This window comes from Roseobacter sp. FCG-D35 (assembly GCF_033436665.1).
In the GTDB taxonomy this organism is placed as follows: domain Bacteria; phylum Pseudomonadota; class Alphaproteobacteria; order Rhodobacterales; family Rhodobacteraceae; genus JAWQFO01.
This window is the reverse complement of record NZ_JAWQFO010000001.1, coordinates 624,998-641,159: the sequence shown is the minus strand read 5'-3', so window position 1 is coordinate 641,159 and position 16,162 is coordinate 624,998. Positions and strand designations below refer to the sequence as shown.

General features: G+C 67.0%; 15 protein-coding genes. 8 read left to right on the top strand and 7 right to left on the bottom strand.

Translation table 11 applies throughout. The features are described 5' to 3' along the window. Positions 1-118 precede the first annotated feature (118 nt). From R5H30_RS02970 to R5H30_RS02945, 6 genes are all read left to right on the top strand, one after another. Entirely contained in the window at positions 119-1,951 is a 1,833-nt protein-coding gene (locus tag R5H30_RS02970; RefSeq protein WP_318326506.1) for an ABC transporter ATP-binding protein, read from the top strand. Positions 1,952-1,974: 23 nt separating this feature from the next. After that, on the top strand, positions 1,975-2,601 hold the full coding sequence (locus R5H30_RS02965; protein WP_318326504.1) for a hypothetical protein: 627 nt from the start codon (positions 1,975-1,977) through the stop codon (positions 2,599-2,601). Next, entirely contained in the window at positions 2,504-3,643 is a 1,140-nt protein-coding gene (argE, locus tag R5H30_RS02960; protein ID WP_318326772.1) for an acetylornithine deacetylase, read from the top strand. Before R5H30_RS02965 ends, argE begins: the two co-directional genes overlap by 98 nt. Before the next feature lie 10 nt (positions 3,644-3,653). After that, positions 3,654-5,000, top strand: a complete 1,347-nt coding sequence (locus R5H30_RS02955; RefSeq protein ID WP_318326503.1) for an NAD(P)/FAD-dependent oxidoreductase — start codon at positions 3,654-3,656, stop codon at positions 4,998-5,000. Positions 5,001-5,189: 189 nt separating this feature from the next. Next, complete coding sequence (locus tag R5H30_RS02950) at positions 5,190-5,669, top strand: MarR family winged helix-turn-helix transcriptional regulator (RefSeq protein WP_318326502.1); 480 nt, start codon at positions 5,190-5,192, stop codon at positions 5,667-5,669. Between the two features lie 140 nt (positions 5,670-5,809). Further along, positions 5,810-6,973, top strand: coding sequence for a M20 aminoacylase family protein (locus tag R5H30_RS02945; RefSeq protein WP_318326501.1), 1,164 nt, complete (start codon positions 5,810-5,812; stop codon positions 6,971-6,973). Positions 6,974-7,003: 30 nt separating this feature from the next. Here the strand turns inward: R5H30_RS02945 and R5H30_RS02940 are convergent, their stop codons facing one another. Genes R5H30_RS02940 through moaA form a run of 3 tightly spaced genes read right to left on the bottom strand, consistent with a single transcriptional unit; the run spans position 7,004 to position 10,368 of the window. Beyond that, positions 7,004-8,068: a glycosyltransferase family 4 protein gene (locus tag R5H30_RS02940; protein WP_318326500.1), complete on the bottom strand. Its 1,065-nt coding sequence runs from the start codon at positions 8,066-8,068 to the stop codon at positions 7,004-7,006. Further along, positions 8,065-9,354 carry a 3-deoxy-D-manno-octulosonic acid transferase gene (locus R5H30_RS02935; protein ID WP_318326499.1) on the bottom strand — a complete coding sequence of 430 codons (1,290 nt, stop codon included), beginning with the start codon at positions 9,352-9,354 and terminating at the stop codon, positions 8,065-8,067. Before R5H30_RS02935 ends, R5H30_RS02940 begins: the two co-directional genes overlap by 4 nt. 6 nt (positions 9,355-9,360) lie before the next feature. Beyond that, a complete protein-coding gene (moaA, locus tag R5H30_RS02930) occupies positions 9,361-10,368 on the bottom strand; it encodes a GTP 3',8-cyclase MoaA (RefSeq protein WP_318326498.1) in 1,008 nt (335 codons plus the stop codon). Positions 10,369-10,455: 87 nt separating this feature from the next. Between moaA and R5H30_RS02925 the strand changes: the two genes are divergently transcribed. Then, the gene (locus tag R5H30_RS02925; protein WP_318326497.1) at positions 10,456-10,932 is read left to right on the top strand and encodes a hypothetical protein; all 477 of its coding nucleotides are present in this window, start codon (positions 10,456-10,458) and stop codon (positions 10,930-10,932) included. Between the two features lie 3 nt (positions 10,933-10,935). Here R5H30_RS02925 and R5H30_RS02920 read toward each other — a convergent pair whose 3' ends face one another. Genes R5H30_RS02920 through glmU form a run of 4 tightly spaced genes read right to left on the bottom strand, consistent with a single transcriptional unit; the run spans position 10,936 to position 15,337 of the window. Beyond that, positions 10,936-11,607 (bottom strand): DNA alkylation repair protein, encoded by a 672-nt coding sequence (locus R5H30_RS02920; RefSeq protein WP_318326496.1) that lies wholly within the window; start codon positions 11,605-11,607, stop codon positions 10,936-10,938. After that, entirely contained in the window at positions 11,600-12,151 is a 552-nt protein-coding gene (locus R5H30_RS02915) for a pyridoxamine 5'-phosphate oxidase family protein (protein ID WP_318326495.1), read from the bottom strand. The genes R5H30_RS02920 and R5H30_RS02915 overlap by 8 nt, the downstream gene beginning before the upstream one ends. Positions 12,152-12,161: 10 nt before the next feature. Beyond that, positions 12,162-13,982: a glutamine--fructose-6-phosphate transaminase (isomerizing) gene (glmS, locus tag R5H30_RS02910; RefSeq protein WP_318326494.1), complete on the bottom strand. Its 1,821-nt coding sequence runs from the start codon at positions 13,980-13,982 to the stop codon at positions 12,162-12,164. A gap of 2 nt (positions 13,983-13,984) precedes the next feature. Then, a complete protein-coding gene (gene glmU, locus R5H30_RS02905) occupies positions 13,985-15,337 on the bottom strand; it encodes a bifunctional UDP-N-acetylglucosamine diphosphorylase/glucosamine-1-phosphate N-acetyltransferase GlmU (protein WP_318326493.1) in 1,353 nt (450 codons plus the stop codon). 128 nt (positions 15,338-15,465) lie between these two features. On the opposite strand from glmU, the gene R5H30_RS02900 reads away from it, so the two are divergent. Then, positions 15,466-16,131, top strand: coding sequence for an HAD-IA family hydrolase (locus R5H30_RS02900; RefSeq protein WP_318326492.1), 666 nt, complete (start codon positions 15,466-15,468; stop codon positions 16,129-16,131). Positions 16,132-16,162 lie beyond the last annotated feature (31 nt).

The window sequence follows — 16,162 nt, the reverse complement described above, 5'->3', positions numbered from 1 at the left end:
CTTTAGCAGAAAATGCAAGCCTTGTGACCTGCTGTCGTTGCGAAACTCGGCGCCAGGGTTTGACACTGACCGAGCCTTGGCCATAGCGTCCGATGAGACACCGAAAACGGGGGCATTCATGCTGGACGGCGCCGCGACGCAGCCGATCGCGCAGATCGAGGGGCTGAGGGTCGAATTCCAGACCAAGGACGGGCCCGTGGTCGGGGTCGAAAACGTTTCCTTCGACATCAAGCCCGGCGAGACCGTCTGCGTGGTGGGCGAGTCCGGATCGGGCAAGTCGGTCTCTTCGCTGTCGCTGATGCGTCTGGTGGAATTCGGCGGTGGCGAAATCGCCGGGGGCCGGCTGCTCTTTGACCGAAAGGACCACGAGGTTCTCGACCTTGCCCATGCGCCGGGCGACACGATGCGCGAGATCCGCGGCAACGAGATGGGCATGATCTTTCAGGAGCCGATGACCGCGCTCAACCCGGTCTTCACCATCGGGCGACAACTCACCGAAGGGCTGCGCCTGCACAAGGACATGTCCAAGGCCGAGGCCGACGCGCGCGCGCTTGAACTTCTGCGCGAGGTGCGCATTCCCGAACCCGAGCGGCGGCTAAAACAGTATCCCCACGAGTTGTCCGGCGGCATGCGGCAGCGGGTCGTGATCGCGATGGCGCTGGCCTGCAAGCCGCGCCTTCTGATCGCGGATGAGCCGACCACGGCGCTCGACGTCACCATCCAGGCCGAGATCCTGGCGCTGATGGATCGCCTCAAGCGCGAGACCGGCACCGCGGTGATGTTCATCACCCACGACATGGCGGTCGTTGCGCAGATGGCGGACCGGGTGGTGGTGATGTTTCGTGGCAACAAGGTCGAAGAGGGGCCGGTCGAAAAGATCTTCGAGGCGCCGGAACATCCCTATACCAAGGCGCTGCTGGCGGCCGTGCCCAAGCTCGGCGAGATGACCGGCAAGTCCGCGCCCGAACCGATGCGCCTGCTGGGCACGCCGGATGCAGAGATCAAGCCGATCATCGGCACCGACCAGAGGCTGCTGCGGGTCGAGAACCTGACCACGCGCTTCCCGGTCAAGGGCGGGTTCTTCCGACGCACCGTGGCGAACGTGCATGCGGTCGAGGATCTGACATTCTCGATCAACAAGGGCCAGACCCTCAGCCTCGTCGGCGAGTCGGGCTGCGGCAAGTCGACCGCGGGCCGGTCGATCCTGCGCCTCGTCGAGCCGCTTTCGGGCTCCATCGACCTCGACGGCACCGATGTCATGTCGCTCGGCGTCGAGAAGCTGCGGGCGGCGCGGCGCGACATGCAGATGATCTTTCAGGATCCGTTCGCCTCGCTGAACCCGCAGATGCAGCTCGCCGAGCAGGTGGCCGAACCGATCAACAACTTCGGCACGCTCAAAGGAACCGAGGTCAAGGACCGCGTGGCGATGTTGTTCGACCGGGTGGAACTGCCGCGCAGCTTCATGCGGCGCTACCCGCACGAGCTTTCCGGCGGCCAGCGCCAGCGCGTCGCCATCGCACGCGCCCTCGCGCTGAACCCGAAGCTGATCATCGCCGACGAGGCGGTCTCGGCGCTCGACGTGTCTGTGCAGGCGCAGGTGTTGAACCTGATGATGGAACTGCAGCAGGAGATGGGGCTGAGCTTTCTCTTCATCAGCCACGACATGGCCGTGGTCGAACGCGTCAGCCACCACGTCGGGGTGATGTACCTCGGCCGGATCGTCGAGCTGGGTCCGCGCCGGCGGGTCTTCGAGAACCCGCAGCATCCCTACACCCAAGCGCTGATGCAGGCGGTGCCGATCGCCGATCCGCGCCAGCGCAAGGACGAGAGCGAATTGAACTTCAAGCCGATCCCGTCCCCGATCCACCCCGTCGGCTACGAGGCCGAACCTTCCGTCTATGCCGAGGTGGAACCGGGGCATCTCGTGCTGCAGACCGACAGCGGCTACTAGGTCGGCGCTCGGGGACAGAGGCCATGCAGGGAGACCAGAGCGAGGTCGATCAGAGCGCGGCGCATCCCTACCACCCCTACGAAGGCCGGACACCGCCGGTCGTGCACCGCCTCTCTTGGCTTTCCGTTGGTTTGGCGGTCGTGACCGCGCTTGTCTATCTCGCCAGCATGATCTGGATGCTGCCGATGCTGGCGCGAACCTCAGACGGTGCCTTGCAGGCGGAGACGCTGAGTTTCTGGCAATTGGCGAATGTCTGGCTGCTCTGCCTCCTTGCCCTGCTTTGGGCCATTGGTCCGCCGATCTGGTTCTGGGCCGAATACTACTTCGTGTTCCTGCGTTCCGAACACACACACGGCGAAAAAGCCTTCGAAGGGCTGCGCTACGGCCAGCAACTCTCAACGGCGATCTGGGCCGGTCTTCTGATCGCACAGGGATTTTTTTCTGTCGATCCTGCTGTGAATGCGATGGACCCCGACACCGGGTCTGATAGCCTCGCCACCTGTCGCCGAACAACTGGATCGCCCCATGCCGCAGAAGCTATCGCCGCGCGAAATACTCGAGAAACTGGTCTCGTTCCCGACCGTCAGCCGGGATACCAACCTGCCGCTTATCGACTGGGTCGCGGAGTATCTGTCCGATCATGGCATTGAGGCGCATCGCTGGATCGACCCGGACCAGCCGCACAAGGCGGCGCTCTTCGCGCATGTCGGCCCTTGGGAAGAGGGCGCAATCGTGCTGTCGGGACATACCGACGTGGTGCCGGTGGATGGGCAGGCCTGGGACACGGACCCCTGGGAAGTGATCGAGAAGGACGGGCGTTACTTCGGGCGCGGCACCTGCGACATGAAGGGGTTCGATGCGCTGGCGATCTGGGCACTGGTCGCGGCGCACTCTCAGGGCATCGCGCGTCCCTTGCAGATCGCGCTCAGCTTCGACGAAGAGATCGGCTGCACCGGCGCGCCGCCGCTGATCCGGGCGATGGAGCCGGTCCTGCCGAAGGGCAAGGCGGTGATTGTTGGCGAGCCGTCCTCGATGCAGGCGGTCACGGGGCACAAGGGCGGCATCGGCTTCGACACTCATGTCCAGGGCTTCGAGGTGCATTCCTCGCTGCTCGACCGCGGGGTCAACGCGATCATGTACGGCGCCAAGCTGATCGACTGGGCCAACGACGTGAACGCCGCGAACATGGCCGCCGAACCCAGCGACATCGCGGCGCTGTTCGACCCGCCCTTCACCACCGCGCATGTCGGCCAGATCGCGGGCGGCACGGCGCATAACATCACCGCCAAGGACTGCCGTTTCGCGATGGATTTCCGCGTCGTCGCTGGCGAGGACAAGGCGGTCTGGGAACAGGCCTACCGCGACCGGGTCGCCGAGGTCGAGGCGATGATGCAGGCGATCGTCCCGGAGACGGGTATCGAGATCTCGACGCGGTTCGACGTGCCCGCGCTGCAACCCGAAGAGGACGGCGCGGCCGAGGCGCTGGTGCGGGCCATCACCGGCTCGAACGCCCGAGAAGTCGTCAGCTACGGCACGGAGGCGGGCCATTTTCAGGTCGCCGGCTACTCCGCGGTGATCTGCGGCCCCGGGTCGATCGCCCAGGCGCACCAGCCCAACGAATACATTGAGGTGGCCCAGTTCGAGGCCGGCCACGATTTCATGCGCGGGCTCGTGACGCGGCTGGCCGGGTGACGCGCACCGGATGATCCCGTTCCCGATTTCCGAAGCGTCGCCGGTCGTCTTCGACGGTCCGCTGCCCGCCGAGGCCGACGTCGTGGTCATCGGCGGCGGCGTGATCGGCACCTGCACGGCGCTTTATCTCGCCCGCGACGGGCTGCGCGTGGTTCTGCTCGAGAAGGGCCGGATCGCTGGCGAACAGTCGAGCCGCAACTGGGGCTGGATCCGCCAGCAGGGACGCGACCCCGACGAGTTGCCGATCATGGTCGAGGCGAACCGGTTGTGGCGCGAACTGGCGCGCGAGACCAATGTCGACATCGGCCTCGTGCGGGGTGGGGTGACCTACCTCGCGGCGACCGCAGCCGAGATGGCGCGCTATGAGGCCTGGCTGCCGCATGCCAGGGCCAACGGTGTCGACACCCGCCTGCTGAGCCGGTCCGAGACAGCAGACCTGATCCCCGGCATGGCGCGCGACTACGCGGGTGCGCTTTACACCGCGTCGGACATGCGTGCCGAGCCCTGGGTGGCGGTTCCGGCCCTGGCCGGCATCGCCGTGCGCGAGGGCGCGACTATCCTCGAGCATTGCGCCGTGCGGTGCCTCGACCTTTCGGCGGGTCGCGTCGCGGGCGTGGTGACCGAGCGCGGCGGGATCCGGGCGCCCGAGGTGGTTCTTGCCGGGGGCGCTTGGAGCGCGCTTTTCCTGCGCAACCACGGTGTCAGCCTGCCGCAACTGTCGGTCCGCGCCACCGTCGCGGCGACCGAGCCTGTGGCGATGTCCTATGCGGGCGGCGCTGCAGACAGCCAAATCGCCTTTCGGACGCGGGCGGACGGCGGGCTGTCGCTTGCCGCGGGCGGGTTCCACGAGCTGTTCGTGGGGCCCGATGCGGTGCGCGCACTGCCGAAATTCCTGACGCAGCTGCGCGCCGATCCTTTCGGCACCCGGATTTTGCCCGCGGCACCGCGAGGATATCCCGATGCGTGGCGCACGCCGCGCCGCTGGCAAGGCGATGCGGTGTCGCCCTTCGAAGCCCTTCGCGTGCTGAACCCCGCTCCGAACCGGCGGAAAATCGCAGCACTTTCCCGGGACTTCGGCCGGCTTTTCCCGGACCTCGCTCCGGTTCGTATCCGCAGCGCATGGGCCGGGATGATCGACACGATGCCCGACGTGGTGCCGGTCGTCGACCGGATCGCGCAGCTTCCCGGGCTGACTCTCGGCACCGGAATGAGCGGTCACGGGTTCGGTATCGGTCCGGCCATGGGCCGGATCCTGGCCGCGCTGGCGCAGGGGCGAGACACCGGACACGACCTTACGCGGTTTCGCGCCACGCGATTTTCCGACGGGTCCGCGATGCGGCTCGGTCCTGCCCTTTAGATCGGCAGGTTTTCGCGCCCACGCCACCCCGGCGAGAGCCGATGCCAAGGATTTCGCGCTGCGGTCGCCATTTCCCGTATTTTAAGGCCTTCCGGTCCAATTATGCCTTGTCAGGCAAAATTGTTTTGTGCGAACTCGATGCCGTCAGGGGAAAACCGCTAAGTTACTCGTAATACGGGAAATTTTTTCGTGCCAGCCGAACGCAGGTCCAAACAGATCAAGGCGGTTCCGATCGAGGAACTGCTGTCCGAAGCCCCTCTTGGGGGCTACCTCGGCGACGCCGCGCGGCGCGTCTTCGAGCAGGAGGCCGCGTCGCTGGACAACCACGGGCAGTTGCCGCCGATGCTCACTCTGATGTGGCATATTCACCGTGAACCCGGCAGGCCGATCTCGCATTACGCGGCGCTCATGTCTCTCGATCTTGCAAGCATCGGGCGCTACGTCAACGCGCTAGTCGATGACGGGCTGGTCGAGAAGGTCACGGCGGACGACGATCAGCGCAAGCGTATGCTGCGTCTCCTGCCTGCGGGAACGGCACTTCTGGCCGAGCAACGCACGGCCTATCGGGATTACGAAAAACAGGTGAGGGCGCGCGTCGGCGGACGGGACTACGACAAGCTCGTGGCGGCGCTCAAGGTCTTTCTCGAACGCAACGTGACGCCGCGCTGAGTTGCGCCGCGCGCACTCGGCGAATGAGCAGTGCAAGACTTGCCCCTGCCGGTCACGGGGCGTAGGGAGGACGCGATCCCGCCAAGGCCCGGGCGCTTTCTTGCGTCCCGCCGGCGGTCCCCTGCAAGGAGAGATGCACCATGCCCGTCAAGAACCGCTTCGCCGAACTGCATGACGAGATCACGGCCTGGCGCCGCGACATCCACGAGAACCCCGAGATCCTGTTCGAGACCCACCGCACCTCGGCGCTGGTGGCCGAGAAGCTGAAGGAATTCGGCTGCGACGAGGTCGCAACCGGCATCGGGCGCACCGGCGTCGTCGGCGTCATCCGCGGCAAGAGCGACAGCAAGGGCAAGGTGATCGGGCTGCGCGCCGACATGGACGCGCTGCCGATCCACGAACAGACCGGGCTCGACTACGCCTCCAAGACTCCCAACGCGATGCATGCCTGTGGCCATGACGGGCACACCGCCATGCTGCTGGGCGCCGCGCGCTACCTGGCCGAAAACCGCAACTTCGACGGCACGGTCGTGGTGATCTTCCAGCCGGCAGAGGAAGGCGGCGGCGGCGGCCGCGAAATGTGCCAGGACGGGCTGATGGAGCGTTTCGGCATCCAGGAGGTCTACGGCATGCACAACTGGCCGGGCCGTCCGGTAGGCAGCTTCGCGATCCGTCCGGGTGCCTTCTTTGCCGCAACCGATCTCTTCGACATCGTGATCGAGGGGCGCGGTGGCCATGCGGCCAAGCCGCAGGAGACCATCGACCCCACCGTGGTCGCCAGCCAAGTTGTGCTGGCGCTGCAGACCATTGCCAGCCGCAACGCCGACCCGATCGACAACATTGTCGTTTCCGTCACCTCCTTCGAGACTTCCTCGAAGGCCTTCAACGTGATCCCGCAGCGCGTGACCATGAAGGGCACGGTGCGCACGATGTCGAACGCGGTGCGCGATCTTGCCGAGACCCGGCTGACCGCCATAGCCGAGGGCGTCGCGGCAAGCTTCGGAGCGACGGCCAAGGTCGACTACCTGCGCAATTACCCGGTGATGGTGAACCACGACGAGCAGACCGCCTTTGCCGCCGACGTGGCGCGCAAGGTCTCGGGCGACTGCGAAGTGGCGCCGATGGTCATGGGTGGCGAGGATTTCGCCTTCATGCTCGAGGAGCGTCCGGGCGCTTACATCCTCGTTGGCAACGGCGACACGGCGATGGTCCACCACCCGCAGTACAACTTCAACGACGAGGCCATTCCCGCCGGGTGCAGCTGGTGGGCTGAGATTGTCGAGCAGCGTCTTCCTGCGGCCTGACACACAGCGCAGGGCTGGCCACGGCGCGCCCTAATTGGACAGCAGGCGGCGGTAGAGCGAGACCAGCGTCGCCGCCTCTTTCTCGATCGAGAATTGGTGTTCGACGCGCCGTCGCGCGGCCTCTGACATCACCGCGAGCCGCTCGGGCTCGTCGAGGATCGCCGCGCAAGCGTCACGGATGGCTTCCGGGTTGTCTGGCGGCACCAGCGCGCCGGTCTCTCCCTCCGCGACCAGCGCCTCGAACGCGCCGACGCGTGTCGCCACGACCGGCACCCCGCAGGCCATCGCCTCGAGCGGGGTCAGCCCGAACCCCTCCCATCGCTGCGGCGCGACATAAAGATCGAGCACCCGGTACCAGTCCGCGATCTCGTGCGTCGCCACCTCGGGCAGGAAGCGGATGCGGTTTTCCATTCCGGCATCGGCGACGCGGGTTCTCAGGTCCCGTTCAAATCCTTCGTGCGCCTTGACCGCGCGGCCCATGATCAGCGCCACGGCATTCGGGCGGTCAGCCAGCAGCCCGATCATCGCCTCGGCGAAGACATCGGTGCCCTTCGACTCCCGGATGCGTCCGTAACAGCCGATCAGCTGACCGTCATCGGGCAGGTCCAGCCCGCGCCGAAGTGCGCCGCGGTCGCCCGATGGCGCGAAGGCCTCGGTGTCGATGCCGTGCATGATGACCTGGCTCGGACCTTCGAGATAGGCCGCTGTGCGCTCGGAGGTCGCCACCACCGCGTCCATGCGCCGGATCAGCCAGCGCGTGAGCCAGCTCTGCTCGCGCTGCGAGGCTGAGGTGAAGACGAGCTTCAGGCGTTTGCGCAGCAAGTCGCGCAGGACCAGCCCGCCGATCATCTCGACGTTGCGCCGTGCGTGCCAGACCCGCCAGCCCGAAGGTCCGGGCCCGCGTCGGCTGAGCGCGGGCAGCGCCGACAGTGCGATCTGCGGCACGTGGTCGGGCAATTCGGGACCGGTCGCCGCAATGGCGATCTCGCCTGCCTGGAGGGGCACGAGGCGCACGATGGTGGCGGTGACACCCGAGAGGCGGCGCTTGAAGTTGGGGGCGATCACTTCGACCCGGGCGGGATCGACCGTGCTCACTCCGGGTCCTCCAGCTTGAGCGCTTGGATCAGCCGTTCGGCGATCAGGTCGAGCTGGTCGCGCCGCTGTGCTGCGAATTTCGAGGCCGCACGCCGCGCCCGGTCGAGGCGATCCTCGTCGGCCAGCCACTCGCCGGCGTGCGCCGCGATGCGCGCGGCATCCGGCGTGATGACGGCTGCGCCGCGGTCTTCCATCTCGTCGAAGGTTTCGGCGAAGTTGGTCACGTGCGGACCGGACAGCACCGCCGCGCCGGCCTGCGCGACCTCGAAGGGGTTGTGACCGCCGATCGGAAACAGCGACCCGCCAAGGAAGACGAAGCCGGTCAGCGCGTACCAGTTGCCGAGCTCGCCCAGGGTGTCGGCAAGGTAGACCTGTGCGGACGGCGCGCCGCCCTCGGTGCGGCGCGTGAATGACAGTCCCGCCGTCCGGATCGCGTCTGTCGCCGCGTCGCCGCGCTGCGGGTGGCGCGGGGCGAGGATTAGGCAGAGATCCGGCCAGCCTTCCAGCAGCGCGCGATGCGCGTCGAGCACGACCGCCTCCTCGCCCTCATGGGTCGAGGCGGCGACCCAGCGCGGTCGGCCTGCAAGCGCGGTCTCGGTTTCGGCCACGACTTCGGGTCGGACCGGCAGCGGGTCGGACAGGGACTTGAGGTTCAGCCCGCGCGCAACGCGCTCGGGAGGCGCGCCAAGCTCGACCATCGCCTGCGCCATCTCGTCGTTCTGCGTCAGGATCAGGTCGAAGACATCGAACACGTAGGCCGCCGTCCGCCGCCGCTTGGCCCAGCCTTTCCGGGACTTCGCACTGAGCCGTGCATTGACCAGCGCCATCGGCGTCCCGCGTGCGCGGGTCAGGCGCAGCATCTGCGGCCAGATCTCGCTTTCGACGAAGACCGCCGCGTCCGGGCGCCAATGGTCGAGAAAGCGCCGCATCGGGCCGGCACCGTCGAGCGGCGCGTATTGGTGCAGGGTACTGGGCGGCATCCGCTCGGCAACCAGCCGGGCCGAGGTCGGCGTGCCGGAGGTGATCAGGAAGCGTGCGCGCGGCAGGGCGCGGCCCATGCGGGTGATCAGCGCCAGCACCGACAGGCTTTCGCCGACCGAGGCAGCGTGAAACCAGACCAGCGGGCCGGTCCCGGCCCGGTCTTCGGTGGCGTGGCCCAGCCGTTCATGCGCGCGCTCGACCGGCACCCCGGCGGCGCGAAGCTTGCGCAGCGAGGACAGCGCCGCGAAGGGCAGGATGACCGATGTCAGCGCGACATAGGCCCGGTAGAGCAGGGGGGGAGTCATCGGGCGTCAGCCGCCCGTATGGCTCATGTGGCGTGGCATCTGACCGTCGAGACGCTGGCGCGAATAGTCGAAATCGTGCCCCTTGGGTTTGAGCGATATCGCCGCGCGGATCGCCTCTTCCAGCGGGCGGTCGTCCTCGGGCCAGTCGCGCAGCGGCGCGCGCAGGTCGGCGCGGTCCTCCTGTCCGAGGCAGAGATAGATCTCGCCCGTGCAGGTCACGCGCACGCGGTTGCAGCTTTCGCAGAAATTGTGGCTGAGCGGGGTGATGAAGCCAATCTTCTGCCCGGTCTCCTCGAGCCGCACGTAGCGCGCGGGCCCACCGGTGCGCTCGGCTAGGTCGGTGACGATGTAGTGCTCGGCGTAGCGCGCGCGCACGTCGCGCAACGACCAGTACTGGTCGAGCCGGTCCTCATTGCCGATGTCGCCCATGGGCATGACCTCGATCCAGGTCAGGTCCGCGCCGCGCTCGGCGCACCATTCGGTGATGCGCGGCAGTTCGTCCTCGTTGAAGCCCTTGAGCGCCACCGCGTTGAGCTTGACGCGCAGGCCGGCGCGTTGGGCCGCGTCGATGCCGCGCAGCACCTGCGGCAGGCGACCCCAGCGCGTGATTTCGGCGAATTTGTCGGCGTCGAGCGTGTCGAGCGAGACGTTCACACGCCGGACGCCCGCGGCATAAAGATCGTCGGCGTATTTCTCGAGCTGGCTGCCGTTGGTGGTCAGCGTCAGCTCTTTCAGCGCTCCGCTTTCCAGGTGCCGGGTCATCGAATTGAAGAAGGTCATGATCCCGCGCCGCACCAGTGGCTCGCCGCCTGTGATACGCAGTTTCTCGACACCAAGCTTTACGAAGCTCGAACACAGCCGGTCGAGTTCCTCGAGCGTCAGAAGCTCCTTTTTCGGCAGGAACGTCATGTTCTCGGACATGCAGTAGACGCAGCGGAAATCGCAGCGGTCCGTCACGGAAACCCGCAGGTAGGTGATCGCGCGTGCGAACGGATCGATAAGCGGTGCGGTCATGGCACAATAGGTAAAGGTCCGCCCCCGGGGCGGCAAGGGCGATTAACGGGATTGCCGGTCGGGGCGCGCTGTGGTCATCTCGGACCCATGAAAGCGCGGCTTGCCTGTTTGAGCGTTCTTGTTCTCGCCGGATGCGCGGGGCTCGAAAACCCCTTCGAGCGCGAGGCCGCGCCCGAGACGGAGACTCCTGCCGCCGCCGCGGCGCCGGCGGCAAGCCCGCCACCGCCCGCGGGCGCACGCACGGCCGAGCAATTCGACACCACCACGGCCGAGCAGCGCGCCGCCGCCGCGGCGCCCGAGCCCGCGGGCGCGCGCAGCCTCGGCACCACGGTCGCTTCGCTCGGCAGCCCGACCGAGCCCGGCTTCTGGCTTAAGACGCCACTGGTCGATGCCGAGACCGAAGGCCGGGTGACCAATCCCGCGACCGGCAAGTCGGCGAGCGTGACGCTGATTCCGATCGACGGGCCATCCACGGCCGGAAGCCGCATGTCGCTGCCCGCGATGCGGCTCATCGGGGCGGACCTGACTGACCTCACGACGGTCGAGGTCAGCGCGGGCGGCTGAGGTTCAGAGGTACTTGCGCGCCTCGCGCAGGGCGAAGGGCTTCAACTCGGCGCCATGTGCGTGGAGAAAACGGGTGGCGCGCTCGGGGTCGTGCTTGCTCAACTCGCGCAGCCACCAGGCGATGGCCTTCTGGATGAACCAGCGGCGGTCCTCGACATAGCCGGCCGCCCAGCCCAGCACGCGGTCTCGGATGGCAAGATCGTCCGGTGACGGAAAGTTCTGCTTGGTCCAGGGCAGCGTGATGACCAGTACTGCTCGCTTCATCCAGAGGTGGTCGGATCCGGTCCAGCTCTCCACTACGTCGAGCCGGTCGGTATCGGCCACCAGCCGCTTCTCGCCGGCCTTGCAGGCGTGGTCCGCTATGGCCCAGGCGTCGAACTGCGGCACCCAGGACCGGATCAGCGTCCAGACCGGTGCATCATCGCGGATCCGCGCCTGGGTCAGCAGCTTGGCGGCCGCGACGCGCGCCTCGTGGATGTCGGTGCGCCAGAGACCGTCGGCAACCGCGACACGGGTTTCGGTGTCCATCGCACGGCGCCACGCGGTGCTCAGGCGGTTAATGTCCTCGTTGGAGAGCCCGAGGTAGGTGCGGTCGGCCTTGTGATAGGCCCGCATCTGAGCGCCACGTGCCGGATCGGCAAGCGACTCGAGTTCCGCCAGCGCGGCCTCATGCATCGGCGTCGAGGATATGCGTGGGCAGGCCGTCGATTGTGTTGCGGTTCTTCTCGGCCCAGTAGGCCTTCACCCCGTCGCGGCCCTTGCGTGCGGCCCAGTCGGCCAGCACGTCCCGACCGCCTGCATGCTCGAAAAAGGGCACGGCATATCCGCAGGAGGTCTGCACGAGGTCGATGGCGAGGTCATAGACCTGCCGTGCGCCTTCGGACGCCGGGAAAAGCTCGTTGAGCGCGTCGAAATCGGCATCCCGCGGATGCAGCGTGCGGGCCGACCCGTAGCAGCGCAGGATCATCGGCTTGGCCTCGAACGAGCACCACATAAGTGTCATCCGGTTGATCTGCGCGAGATGGCCGGCGGTCTCGTTGCCGGACCCGGTGAGATTGCGCCAGACGATGCGGTTCGGCCCCAGCACGCGCAGACTGTCCATGCCCTTCGGCGACACATTCACTCGTCCTTCCAGCCCTGCAGTGCCGACGAAGAAAAGGTGCTGCGCCTCGATGAAGCGGGTCAGGGTGTCGCTGAGGGCGTCGAACTGCTTGGCCATGATGTTCTTCCTACTCGACGGTCACCGATTTGGCGAGGTTGCGCGGCTGGTCGACGTCCGTCCCCTTGGCGACCGCCGTGTGATAGGCCAGAAGCTGCGCCGGGATGGCGTAAAGGATCGGCGTGAGCGCTTCGGCCACGCTTGGCATCTCTACCCGGGCAAAGACATGCTCGCCAGCGTCTTCGAGCCCGGACCGGTCCGACACCAGGATCACACGGCCCTTGCGGGCCATCACTTCCTGCATGTTGCTGACGGTCTTGTCGTAAAGCGAATCGCGGGGCGCGAGCACGACGACCGGGACCAGTTTGTCGACCAGTGCGATGGGTCCGTGCTTGAGTTCCCCGGACGCATAAGCTTCGGCGTGTATGTAGCTGATTTCCTTTAGCTTCAACGCACCTTCGAGCGCGAGTGGATACATCAGGCCGCGCCCCAGGAACAGCACGTCGCGCGCTTCGGCAAGGCGCAGGGCGGCCTGCCGCATCTCGGCGTCCGCCTCGAGTGCTATGTTGATCGTGGCGGGCAGGCCGCGCAGGGCCGAAACCTGATCGGCCAGTTGCTCCGCGCCGATGACACCGCGATCCGATGCCGCCTTCAGGGCCAGCAGGTAGAGCACGGTCAACTGGCAGGTGAAGGCCTTGGTCGAGGCGACGCCGACCTCGACCCCGGCGAAGATCGGCAGCGCGAGGTCGCTTTCGCGGGCGATCGAACTTTCCGGCACGTTGACCACGGACAGGATGTGGTCGGTCTTGCCCGCGCAGTAGCGCAGCGCGGCCAGCGTGTCGGCCGTCTCTCCCGATTGCGAGACGAAGATCGCGGCCGAACGCGCAGGGATTGGCGGTTCGCGGTAGCGAAACTCGGACGCGACATCGACGTCGACCGGGATTCGCGCGATGCGCTCGAACCAGTACTTCGCGGTCAGGCAGGCGTAATAGGCGGTTCCGCAGGCCACCATCGTCAGGCGGTCGATCCCGGAAAAGTCGAGGCCGTCTCCGGGCAGGCGAATGCTGCCGTCGTTGCCCAGGTAGTTTCCGATCGCCTCGCCAATCACTGTCGGCTGCTCGGCGATCTCCTTGGCCATGAAGTGTTTGTGCCCGGCCTTGTCGATCCGGTTGGCGCCGATCTGCACGGTCTTCATGGGCCGGTCGACCTGCGCCCCGGTCGCATCGAAGATCGTGGCTGCGGTGCGGGTCAGCACGACGCGGTCGCCTTCCTCGAGATAGGTGATCCGGTTGGTCAGCGGCGCCAGCGCGATCGCGTCCGAGCCAAGGAACATCTCGCCGTCGCCATGCCCCACAGCCAGCGGCGACCCCTTGCGCGCGCCGACCATCAGGTCGTTCTCGCCCGAGAACAGGAAGGCGAGCGCGAAGGCCCCCTGCAACCGGTCGAGCGCCTTGAACGCCGCCTCGACCGGTTTCGCGCCTTCGTCCATGTAGAGCTGGGTCAGCAGGGCCACGGTTTCGGTGTCGGTCTCGGTGACGAAGGAAAATCCGGCCGCGTCGAGTTCGGTGCGCAACTCGCGGAAATTCTCGATGATCCCGTTATGCACCACGGCCACCGGGCCGGCCTGGTGCGGGTGCGCATTGGCGACGCTCGGCGCGCCGTGGGTGGCCCAGCGTGTGTGGCCGATTCCCGACTTGCCGGTGAGCGGTTCGTGCACCAGCAGGTCGCTGAGGTTGACCAGCTTGCCGACCGCGCGGCGGCGGTCCAGAATGCCGTCCTCGACCGTCGCGATCCCCGCACTGTCATACCCGCGGTACTCGAGCCGCTTGAGCGCCTCGACGAGGATCGGTGCTGCTTCGTGGTCTCCCAGGACCCCGACGATTCCGCACATTTTCAGCTGCCTCTTTGCAGTCGGGCCTTCTTGGCCTTCAGGATTTTCAACAATTTCGCGGCGCTGCCCGGTTTCTCCACCTGCGGCGCACGCGACAGCGCCAGCGCGTCGGGCTCGACATCCGACGTGATGACCGAGCCGCTTCCGGTCATCGCCCCGTCGCCGATGCTGACGGGTGCGACCAGCATGGTGTTCGACCCGATGAAGGCATTGGCCCCGATATGGGTGTGATGCTTCATGACGCCGTCGTAGTTGCAGGTGATCGTGCCGGCGCCGATGTTGGTCTTCTCGCCGACGTAGGCGTCGCCGATGTAGGTCAGGTGGTTGACCTTGGCGCCGCTGTCGATGCGGGCGTTCTTGACCTCGACGAAATTGCCGATGTGCACGTCCTCGGAAAGTTCCGCACCGGGGCGCAGGCGGGCGTAGGGCCCGACCGTGGCGCGTTGCGCGACATGGCAGCCTTCGAGATGCGAGAAGGCCCGGATGTGCGCGCCGGATTCGATCGTCACCCCGGCGCCGAAGACCACGTTGGGCTCGATGATCGCGTCGCGCCCGATCACGGTGTCATAGGCGAAATAGACGGTGTCCGGGGCAATCATCGTGACACCGTTCTCGAAGGCGGCGGCGCGGGCCGCGGCCTGGAATTGCGCCTCTGCATCCGCAAGCTCTGAGCGCGAGTTGATGCCGAGAGTCTCGGCCTCGTCGCAGGATACGGCGGTGACCGACAGCCCGCGCTCGCCGGCGATGGCGGCGATCTCGGTGAGGTAGTACTCACCCGCCGCGTTGTCATTGCCGACCTGCGACACGAGATCGAAGAGGAGGGGCGCACGGCAGGCGACGACGCCGCTGTTGCAGAAGGTGATGGCGCGCTCGGCCTCGGTGGCGTCCTTGTACTCGACAATCCGCGCAAGCCGGTCGCCGTCCATGATAAGCCGGCCGTAGCGGCCGGGATCGGCGGCCTCGAACCCGAGGAACACGACGTCCTTCTGTTCGGCCGCCGCGATCATGGTCTCGAGCGTTTCGGGGCGCACGAACGGCGTATCGCCGAAAAGCATGACGACGGTGCCGTCGAAATCCTTAAGCGCCGGCGCGGCCTGGGCCAGCGCATGCGCGGTGCCGAGCTGTTCGGACTGCGCGACCACCCGCGCGGTCTCGTCATGGGCCAGAGCCGCGGCGCGGACCTGCTCGATCCCGTGTCCGGCGACGACGACGACGTGCTCGGGTTCCAGAGGGGCCGCCGCCGACATGGCGTGCACCAGCAGCGGCGCGCCGGCGATCGGGTGCAGAACCTTGGGCAGGTCCGAGTTCATCCGGGTGCCTTTTCCGGCAGCGAGGACGACGAGGGCGGTAGGCATGGAAATCACTTTCGTTCCGGGTCGGCTCTGTTTAATCGGTTGACGCACTGGTGCAAGGCGGACGCGATCAAACTAGGTTGCGGGTTGCAACAAGCCGCCGGCGGGCGGTCAACCGGGCAGGGCAGGCAATGAGAACCGTGATCTTCGACCTCGACGGGACGCTGGCTGACACCAGCGGCGACCTGATCGCCGCGGCAAACCACTGTTTCCGCGAGATGGGAGCGGGCGACATGCTCGACCCGCTGACCGATGCCGGAACCGCCCTGCGCGGCGGTCGCGCCATGTTGACCCTGGGCATGGAGCGTCTGGGCCGGGACGGCGAGACCGCGACCATCGACAGCTACTATCCGGTGCTGCTCGAGGCCTATGGCAATGCCATCGACACGCACACGCGGCTCTACCCCGGTGCGATGGAGGCAGTGGAAGAACTGTCCAGCTCGGGCTACGGGGTGGGCATCTGCACCAACAAGCCACAGGCGCTGGCCGAGCTGCTTCTGACCCGGCTCGGTGTGCGCCAGTCCTTCGCCTCCATGGTCGGCGCCGACACGCTGACGGTGCGCAAGCCCGATCCGGAACCGCTGTTCGAGGCGGCAAGGCGCGCCGGTGGCGACCCGGCGCGCTGCCTGCTGGTGGGCGATTCCGACACTGACCGACGCACGGCGCGCGCCGCGGGCGTGCCCTGTGTGCTGGTCACCTTCGGCCCGTCCGGTGCAAATATGGCCGCGCTGGAACCCGAGGCGCTGATCGGCAGCTATGCCGAACTGCCGCAGGCCGTCGGGCGCCTGCTGGCTTGACCCGCCGCGCGCTCGTGCCCACAAACGGGAC